Consider the following 8,370-nt stretch of genomic DNA (forward strand, 5'->3'; position numbering starts at 1 on the left):
GGTAGCGTTGAATCACAATGAGCACCCTCTTCGATCTCCCCTCGGAACCGGGCAAGTACGCGGATCTGCTCGACGACCTGAACCCGGCCCAGCGCGCCGCCGTGGAGCACAGCGGCCCGCCGCTGCTGGTGGTCGCCGGAGCGGGTTCGGGCAAGACGCGGGTGCTGACAAGGCGCATCGCCTACCTGCTCGCGGCACGCGACGTGCATCCGGGGCAGATCATGGCGATCACCTTCACCAACAAGGCCGCCGCCGAGATGCGCGAGCGCGTCGGCGAGCTGGTGGGGCGCAGGGCCAACGCGATGTGGGTGTCGACGTTCCACTCGATGTGTGTGCGGCTGCTGCGCCGCGAGGCCAAGACGCTGGAGATGTCGTCCAACTTCTCCATCTACGACGCCGACGACAGCAGGCGCCTGATCACACTGGTGGCCCGTGATCTCGACCTCGATCCGAAGCGTTACCCGGCGCGCACACTGGCCGCGCACATCTCGAACCTGAAGAACGAGCTGCTCGACGCGGAGACGGCGGCCTCGAAGGCGGCCAACGACTTCGAGCGCAGGGCCGCGGAGGTCTACGGCGAGTACCAGCGCAGGCTCACGCAGGCCAACGCCATGGACTTCGACGACCTCATCATGCGCACGGTCGAGCTGTTCCAGGCGTTCCCCGACGTGGTGGAGCACTACCGCCGCCGGTTCCGCCACGTGCTCGTCGACGAGTACCAGGACACCAACCACGCCCAGTACACGCTGGTGCGCGAGCTCGTGGGCACGAAGCCGACCGAGTCGGGCGTCGAGCCGTCCGAGTTGTGCGTGGTCGGTGACGCCGACCAGTCGATCTACGCGTTCCGCGGCGCGACGATCCGCAACATCGAGGAGTTCGAGCGCGACTTCCCGAACGCGCGGACGATCCTGCTGGAGCAGAACTACCGGTCGACGCAGACGATCCTTTCCGCTGCCAACGCGGTCATCGCGCGCAACCCGAACCGGCGCGACAAGCGGCTGTGGACGTCGTCAGGGGACGGCGAGAAGATCGTCGGCTACGTCGCCGACAACGAGCACGACGAGGCCGCGTTCGTGGCGGGGGAGATCGACACGCTGGCCGACGGCGGCGAGGCGAAGTATTCCGACGTCGCCGTCTTCTATCGCACCAACAACCAGTCGCGCGTGTTCGAGGAGATCTTCATCCGCCTCGGCCTGCCGTACCGCGTGGTCGGCGGCGTGCGGTTCTACGAGCGCCGCGAGGTGCGCGACGCGCTTGCCTACCTGCGGGTGCTGGCCAATCCCGAGGACACGGTGAGCCTTCGGCGCATCCTCAACGTGCCGAAGCGGGGCATCGGAGACCGCGCGGAAGCCGTGGTGGCCACACACGCCGAGCGGGAGCGCATGTCGTTCGCCGCGGCGCTGCGGGAGGCCGTCGCGGGCAACGTGCCGCTGCTGAACCCCCGCTCGCAGCGCTGCATCGCTGGGTTCGTCGAGCTGATGGACGGCCTGCACGAGCTGGTCGACTCCGGCACCGAGGTCGCCGACGTGCTGGAGGCGGTGCTGGAACGCACCGGTTACCGCACCGAGCTGGAGGAGTCCGACGACCCGCAGGACGCCTCGCGGCTGGAGAACCTCGACGAGCTCGTCACCGTCGCGCGGGAGTTCACGGAGTTCGCGGACACGGTGCTCGAGGAGCAGACCGAGGCCGAGCAGGAGGTAGACGACACCGCGGGCGTGCCCGAGCCCGGCTCGCTGCCGGCTTTCCTCGAGCGCGTGTCACTGGTGGCCGACGCCGACTCGATCCCGTCGCCGGACGGCGAGGGCGGCGAGGAGGACTCCGGCGTGGTCACGCTGATGACCGTGCACACCGCGAAGGGCCTCGAGTACCCCGTCGTGTTCTGCACCGGTTGGGAGGACGGGATCTTCCCGCACATGCGGGCGCTCGGAGAGCCCGCGGAGCTGGCGGAGGAGCGGCGGCTGGCCTACGTGGCCATCACGCGGGCGCGGAAGCGGTTGTATGTCTCGCGCGCGCTCGTCCGTTCGGCGTGGGGTCAGCCGATGGCCAACCCCGGTTCGCGGTTCCTCGACGAGATCCCGGCCGAGCTCGTGGACTGGCGGCGGCTCGCGCCGTCCAACGGAGCCGGTGCGGGTGGTGGTTCGCCGCGTGCGGCGACGACCTGGGGCCGCAGGGCGGGCTTCGGGGACGACTCCGCCCAGGCCGGGGTCGCGGCCCGTGGCATGCGGACCACGTCGTTCAAGGGCTGGAAGGACGGCTGGAAGGACACGGTCGCGCTGAAGCTCGACGTTGGCGACCGGGTCAGCCACGACAAGTACGGCCTCGGCACGGTGGTCTCCACCGACGGCGCCGGTCCGCGCGCCACGGCGACCATCGACTTCGGTGCGTCGGGCAAGGTGCGGCTGATGCTCATCGGCAGTGTGCCGATGGTGAAGCTCTAGTACTTCTTTCGGGTGAGCCGCTTCGGCGGCCCCGAAACTGTCGCACCCCCGCGCTAACCTTCTCTTCGAACACAAGTTCGAACGACGGGGTCGTCTGTGCGACTCCGGAACTGGGGGTCACCGGTGTGGAGCGCTGGTTTCAGGCGATTGGCGAAGGCGTGGTCCGCTCTCTCGACGAGCTGGCCGCTCGCGCGCTGGCGGAGGGAGGGCCGCTGGCATCGGATGTCGGCAGGCTCGTCGCCGCCTGGCGGCTCCTGTTGCGTCTGCACGGGCGCACGGAGCGCGGGGGATGCCGGGTTTGCGGACGGCCGCACGCACAGCGCATGTGCACTGTGTGGCAGGTCGCCGTGGGGTACTTCCTGCGGCGGTTACCGGAGGATCAGCCGTCGAGGCGGGGCTGAGGCCGACTCAGACCGCGACGCCGCGCTCGGCGAGCCACTCGCGGGGGTCGACCTTCTGGCCGTCGGGGGTCCAGACCTCGAAGTGCAGGTGCGGGCCGGTCGACTGGCCGCGGTTGCCCATCTCGGCGATCTGCTCGCCGGCCTTCACCCGCTGGCCCACGCTGACGTAGTAGTCGTTGACGTGGCCGTAGACGTGCACCGTGCCGTCGTCCATCTGGACCCGGACCCACAGGCCGAAGCCGCTGGCCGAGCCGGCCTCGATCACGGTGCCGTCCGCAGCGGAGACGATCGGCGTGCCGATGCTGTTCGCGATGTCGATGCCGTAGTGAGTCGTGCCCCACCTGGCGCCGAAGCCCGAGGTGAACGTGCCCTCGGCGGGCAGAACGGTCTTGGGGCGGGCGGCCTCCTCGGCGGCCCTGCGGGCGGCCTCGGCCTCGGCGGCGAGCCGGGCGTTGGTCACCTCGGCGCTCTCGGTGAGGCGCTGGACCTCTGCGGACGCGTCGGTCGAGCGGGTCACCTGAAGCAGCTCGGGGGCGCCGGTCGGTGCGTTGCCGCCCATTCCGAACGAGGCGCTCGCGTCGCGGGCGTTCGCCAGGGGCGTCACGTCGGTCTTCGTGTCAGTGGAGTCGGTGGCGGCTTGCAGAGTCTGTCCAGCCGCGGCGGCGGCGAACGCGCCGGCGGCGACAGCCGCGACCACTACGCGGCCACGCAGGGCCGAGGAGGGCGCGGGGAGCCTATGTGAACCCCGGACACGAACGACAGCACCGTCCAGTGCGTCTTCGAGTGCCGGGGAAGGAGCTTGGCCGCCGGGGGAGCGGTGTCGAGCCAAGACAGGGCCTTCCGTTACTCGGGGAGTCAGATCGTCAGACGCCGGGCGGGGGATCCCGGTGAGCGGCTTCGGGGGTAACCGCTCGATGGCGTGCCTGCCTCGGGGGGAGGCCTGCCCACCATGTCCATTCGTGACCTGACCGTAATGGGGACTGCGGGACAGTAACGAAGGGGCACGGCTCCGAGCAAGATCCGGGGCCCGCGTGGGCCGATCGAGTCAGCGTTCTCGGGGTGCGCGCACCGGAATGACACAAGGTAGAAAGGGGGTTGCTCCATTTGGTGTGACTTGCGTTACAGTTGCGCAACCGTGGGACTAAACGACGTGCTTCTGGGGAACGGAGTCAAGTTATTTCCGCCGGGCCGGCCATTGCTAGCGTCGGCACGGACCGACCCACCGACCCCTGCCGGTCGGGTGCACGTCGTTACGAACCCGAGGTGAGTTGATGACCAGTCACGGCCATCCACGTCCCGCGCTACTGGGTACCGGCCGTTGAGTTCGCGAGTTCTCATCGACACAGAACGACGTCCGGCCGTATTGCTGGTCGCGCTCGGCGCGGCCGGACTGGCGGCGGTGTTCCTGGCCGCTGGCGCGGTGGTGCCCGTCGTCGACGGGGCGGAGCCAGGATTCGCCAGCGCTCCCCTGCTGATCGTCCTGGCGTTGCTGCCCGTCGCCGTGGCCGGCGTCTTCGCGGCGCGGGGCAGGCCGGCTGTCGCGGCCGGTGTGCTCGTGGCCGTGGCCGCGCTGGCACCGGGGCGTGCGGTCTTGGACCTGCAGTTCCTGGTCGATGCATCCGTCGCGGTCCGGCCCGAGCTGTACCTGGCGAAGGACCTGCTGCTGCATACGGCCGCGACCGGCCTCTGGCTGCTGCTCGCCGGGCACGTCGCCATGGCTGTGGCGGGACTGCTCGCCTTCCGGGCAGCCCGGGCCGCGGAGCCGGACGGCGCCGACGAGACGGCGGGCTGGCGGCAGCGCTGGCTGCTGGTCGTGGTCGTGGCCGCTGTGGTGGCCGCGATCGGGTTGCTGATGGCGCCGTTCGGCTCCACCGACGTCTACCTCCTCGCGCGCAACGCGTTCGAAGGGCCCGCGGTCGCGCTCACCGGCTGCCTCTTGATCGCCTGCGCCCTGCCGCTGTTCGCGGCACTCGCCGTGACGTCGGGCAACGGCGGTTTCGCGAGGGGCGGTCTGCTCGGGCTGGGCATCGGCGTGGTCGCGCTCGCGGTGCCGAACCTCCTGGCCGGGGTCGCTGTCGACGCGGCCAGCCTCGGCGCGGGCCCGATCGTCGCGCTCGCCGGTGCGGCCGGCTTGTTCGCTGTCGCGGGCACGCGACCGGGCGAGGGACCCGACACGGGCCCGGAACCGGACGAGGCGGGCGAGGCGAGCGTGCCGGGGCGCAGCAGGCTGCTCGCGGCGACCGGCGTGCTCGCCGTGGTCACGGCCGTCGCGGCCGCGCTCGGAGCCACCACCGCGCAGCTCACCGCGAGCGGTGCGCTTCCCGCGCCGGAAAGCCCCGCTCGCTGGGTGCTGCTGGTCGCCGGGCTGCTGGTCGGTGTGCTCGGGCTGGCGATGTTCGTTCCCGGGATGGCTCGTCTGCTGCGGCCCGCGCTGTCCGTGGCCTGGGCGGGTGTGCTGCTCGCCGGCACCGCGGTGCTCGACACGGCGATCACGGCCACCGGGGTCGCCGGGACGCTCGAGACCGGTCCCGGGGTGCTGTGGACGTGGCTGGCCATGGTCGCGGCGGTGGTCACCGCGTGTTGTTCCGTGGTCGCGGGGATCGTCGATCGCGAGGACGACGAGGGCTTCGGCAGCGAGGGCGGCGAGACCGCACTGGCGGGGGTCAACATGCTCACCCCCCTGGCGGCCGCGGGCGTGCTCGCCGTCGCCGCGTTCGGCACGCCCGTGATCGTGGCGCCGGACTACAGGGCGGCCGGGCTGTGGTCGGCCTTCGGCACACCGTCCTGGGGGCTGCTCGCCGCGACGTTGACCGTGCTCGGGGCCATCGTTCTCGCTCCGCGCAGCCGTCCCGCTCCGGCCGTGGCACTGCTCGGCGGAGCGGCCTGCCTGCTCGGGCTGCACGCGGCCACACTGCCGCTCAGCAGCGGCGACATCGAGGGCGCGACCGCGGGCATCGGCGTCTGGCTGGCGCTCGCCGGCGTCGTGGCGTTGATCACCGCCGCCGGCATCGCGGTGGCCGGAGGCCAGCGCGAAGCCGCATGACCGGGCGGAGGGTGACGCGGATCGTGCTGGTCGAGGCGGGCTCGGCGTGCTCAACCGCCGTGCCGCTCGCCCGCGCCCTGCGCGACGAGGGCGCTGAGGTCGTGCACGCCGGGGTACTCCGCACCCGGGAGGAGATCGTGGCCACGGCGGAACAGGAGGATCCGGACGTCCTCGCGGTCTCCGCCGGGTCAGCCGCCGACCAGGAACTGGCCGACGGCCTGGCGGCGGCGCTGCCCGAGCTCCGCGTGGTCGCCTTCGCAACCGATACAGATGTCACCCGATGGGTGGAGGAGAACGCGACGTGCGCCACAGACCCCAGCTCAGAGGCCCTTCGGTGACCGAGTTCACCAGGTGCGGCGGCCTTTGCGCGCGGCCGGGTCGATAGGGTCGTCTGCGTCCGGCAGCACGGTTTGTAAAAACCACAGTGGCGTGTGTCGTCAGGAGACTGAAAGAGTGGACCTCTACGAGTACCAGGCGAAGGACCTCTTCGCCGCCCATGGTGTGCCGGTGTTGCCCGGCGCTGTGGCGAGTAATCCGGAAGAAGCGCGGGCCGCCGCCGAGGAGATCGGTGGGCAGGTTGTGGTCAAGGCGCAGGTGAAGACCGGTGGCCGGGGTAAGGCCGGTGGTGTGAAGCTGGCCAAGGATCCGGCCGAGGCGCGGGAGAAGGCCGAGGCGATCCTCGGGTTGGACATCAAGGGTCATGTCACGCGTCGCGTGCTGGTGACCGAGGCGTCGGACATCGCGCAGGAGTATTACTTCTCGTTCCTGCTGGACCGGGCGAACCGCACGTTTTTGGCCATGGCCTCGGCCGAGGGTGGCGTGGAGATCGAGCAGCTGGCGGTCGAGCGCCCGGAGGCGTTGGCGAAGGTGGCGGTGGATCCGATCGCCGGGGTGGACAAGGCCACCGCGCTCGAGATCCTCACCCAGGGCAATTTCCCGGTGGAGATCCGGGAGCGGGCCGCCGAGGTGGTGGTGAAGCTGTGGGAGACCTTCGTGGCCGAGGACGCCACGCTGGTCGAGGTCAACCCGCTGGTGCGGGACCCGCAGGACAAGATCGTCGCCCTGGACGGCAAGGTCACCCTGGACGGCAACGCCACGTTCCGCCACCCCGAGCACGAGCAGCTGGTGGACAAGCAGGCCGAGGACCCGCTGGAGGCCAAGGCCAAGGCCAAGGACCTCAACTACGTCAAGCTCGACGGTGAGGTCGGCATCATCGGCAACGGCGCGGGCCTGGTCATGTCCACCCTGGACGTGGTCGCCTACGCCGGGCAGCGGCATGGCGGGGTCAAGCCCGCGAACTTCCTCGACATCGGGGGCGGCGCCTCGGCGGAGGTGATGGCCGCCGGGCTGGACGTCATCCTCGGCGACCCCGCGGTCAAGAGCGTGTTCGTGAACGTGTTCGGCGGGATCACCGCCTGCGACGCGGTGGCCACCGGCATCGTGGAAGCCCTCAAGATCCTCGGGGACGAGGCCACCAAGCCGCTGGTGGTGCGCCTGGACGGCAACAACGTCGAGGAAGGCCGCCGGATCCTCGACGAGGCCAACCACCCGCTGGTCACGCAGGTGGACACCATGGACAACGCGGCCGACAAGGCCGCCCAGCTCGCCGCGGCAGGAGCCTGATCCCCATGGCCATTTTCCTCAACGAGAACTCCAAGATCATCGTGCAGGGCCTCACCGGCTCGGAAGGCACCAAGCACGCCACCAAGATGCTGGCCGCCGGCTCCACCATCGTCGGCGGGGTCAACGCCCGCAAGGCCGGCCAGACCGTCACCATCGGCGGCACGGACCTCACCGTCTACGGCACCGTCGAGGAGGCCATGAAGGCCACCGGCGCCGACACCTCGGTGATCTTCGTGCCCCCCAAGTTCGCCAAAGACGCCGTCATCGAGGCCATCGACGCCGAGATCGGCCTGGCCGTGGTCATCACCGAAGGCATCCCCGTGCACGACTCGGCCTACTTCTGGGCCCACGCCGTCGCCAAGGGAAACAAAACCAGGATCATCGGCCCGAACTGCCCCGGTGTGATCTCCCCGGGCAAGTCGAACGCGGGCATCATCCCGGCCAACATCACCGGCCCCGGCCACATCGGCCTGGTGTCCAAGTCCGGGACGCTGACCTACCAGATGATGTACGAGCTGCGCGACATCGGCTTCACCACCGCGGTCGGCATCGGCGGGGACCCGGTCATCGGCACCACCCACATCGACGCCCTCGCGGCGTTCGAGGCCGACCCCGACACCAAGGTCATCGTGATGATCGGCGAAATCGGCGGGGACGCCGAAGAACGCGCCGCCGACTACATCAAGGCCAACGTCACCAAACCCGTCGTCGGCTACGTCGCCGGCTTCACCGCCCCCGAAGGCAAAACCATGGGCCACGCCGGCGCCATCGTCTCCGGCTCCTCCGGCACCGCCCAAGCCAAAAAGGAAGCCCTCGAAGCCGCAGGCGTCAAGGTCGGCAAAACCCCCACCGAAACCGCCGAGCT

Annotated in this window: 6 protein-coding genes; 5 read left to right on the forward strand and 1 reads right to left on the reverse strand. The window is 70.4% G+C overall.

Annotation, left to right across the window (positions count from 1 at the left end; all coding sequences use genetic code 11):
• Nucleotides 1-17: 17 nt before the first annotated feature.
• A complete protein-coding gene (pcrA, locus tag DI005_RS30770; protein WP_112276986.1) occupies nucleotides 18-2,438 on the forward strand; it encodes a DNA helicase PcrA in 2,421 nt (806 codons plus the stop codon).
• A gap of 408 nt (nucleotides 2,439-2,846) precedes the next feature.
• Here pcrA and DI005_RS30780 read toward each other — a convergent pair whose 3' ends face one another.
• Entirely contained in the window at nucleotides 2,847-3,668 is an 822-nt protein-coding gene (locus DI005_RS30780; protein ID WP_113644486.1) for a M23 family metallopeptidase, read from the reverse strand.
• A 489-nt stretch (nucleotides 3,669-4,157) separates the two neighbouring features.
• Between DI005_RS30780 and DI005_RS30785 the strand changes: the two genes are divergently transcribed.
• The 4 genes from DI005_RS30785 to sucD form a co-directional block, all read left to right on the forward strand.
• A complete protein-coding gene (locus DI005_RS30785; protein WP_233520380.1) occupies nucleotides 4,158-5,882 on the forward strand; it encodes a hypothetical protein in 1,725 nt (574 codons plus the stop codon).
• A complete protein-coding gene (locus DI005_RS30790; RefSeq protein ID WP_112276993.1) occupies nucleotides 5,879-6,220 on the forward strand; it encodes a cobalamin B12-binding domain-containing protein in 342 nt (113 codons plus the stop codon). Before DI005_RS30785 ends, DI005_RS30790 begins: the two co-directional genes overlap by 4 nt.
• Before the next feature lie 115 nt (nucleotides 6,221-6,335).
• A complete protein-coding gene (gene sucC / locus DI005_RS30795) occupies nucleotides 6,336-7,505 on the forward strand; it encodes an ADP-forming succinate--CoA ligase subunit beta (RefSeq protein WP_113644488.1) in 1,170 nt (389 codons plus the stop codon).
• Between the two features lie 5 nt (nucleotides 7,506-7,510).
• A partial coding sequence (gene sucD / locus DI005_RS30800) for a succinate--CoA ligase subunit alpha (protein ID WP_113642289.1) occupies nucleotides 7,511-8,370 on the forward strand: 860 nt, incomplete at its 3' end.

This window comes from Prauserella sp. PE36, assembly GCF_003311655.1.
Lineage (GTDB): Bacteria > Actinomycetota > Actinomycetes > Mycobacteriales > Pseudonocardiaceae > Prauserella_A > Prauserella_A endophytica.